We start from the raw sequence: 761 nt of genomic DNA on the forward strand, positions 1-761 counted from the left end.
CGCCCAGGGGGCGGACCCGGTGGGCTCAGTGGTGGCCGCCGCCCGAGGCCTCCAGGCGCTTGACCGAGGCCTCGACCTCGGCCTCGGCCTCGGCACGGCCGACCCAGTCCGCGCCCTCGACCGACTTGCCGGGCTCCAGGTCCTTGTAGACCTCGAAGAAGTGCTGGATCTCCAGCCGGTCGAACTCGCTCACGTGGTGGATGTCGCGCAGATGCTCCATGCGCGGGTCGGACGCGGGCACGCACAGCAGCTTGTCGTCGCCGCCGGCCTCGTCCGTCATGCGGAACATGCCGATGGCCCGGCACTTGATGATGCAGCCGGGGAAGGTCGGCTCCTCCAGCAGCACCAGCGCGTCCAGGGGGTCTCCGTCCTCACCCAGGGTGTTGTCGACGAAGCCGTAGTCGGCCGGGTAGACGGTCGAGGTGAACAGGTGCCGGTCGAGCCGGATGCGACCGGTCTCGTGGTCCACCTCGTACTTGTTCCGCGAACCCTTCGGGATCTCGATGACGACGTCGAACTCCAAGGGAGACTCCTCCGTATGCTTCAGCACTCGTCAGTGGCCCGGGGGCGTCCCCCGGAGAGCGGCGATGTGGTGGTTAAGTGTCCCTCACGCAGGTGTGTGGTCGCGAAAGGGGCTGGTCCGAGGTGCGGGACACATGGCGGGTGGCGGCCGGTTCCGCCGCCGCCGGACTCGCGGTCGCGGGGGGGGGGGGTGGGGGGGGGGGGGGGGCGCGGGGCCGGGGGCGGCCGGGCGCGGGGGG

1 protein-coding gene is annotated in these 761 nt (G+C 71.5%); it reads right to left on the bottom strand.

The genetic code is table 11. From position 1 onward, the window contains the following. Positions 1–25: 25 nt before the first annotated feature. Positions 26–523 (bottom strand): inorganic diphosphatase, encoded by a 498-nt coding sequence (locus tag AC2CJA_RS26990; protein ID WP_279556956.1) that lies wholly within the window; start codon positions 521–523, stop codon positions 26–28. Between the last annotated feature and the right edge of the window lie 238 nt (positions 524–761).

Source organism: Streptomyces sp. ATLC9, from assembly GCF_057196705.1.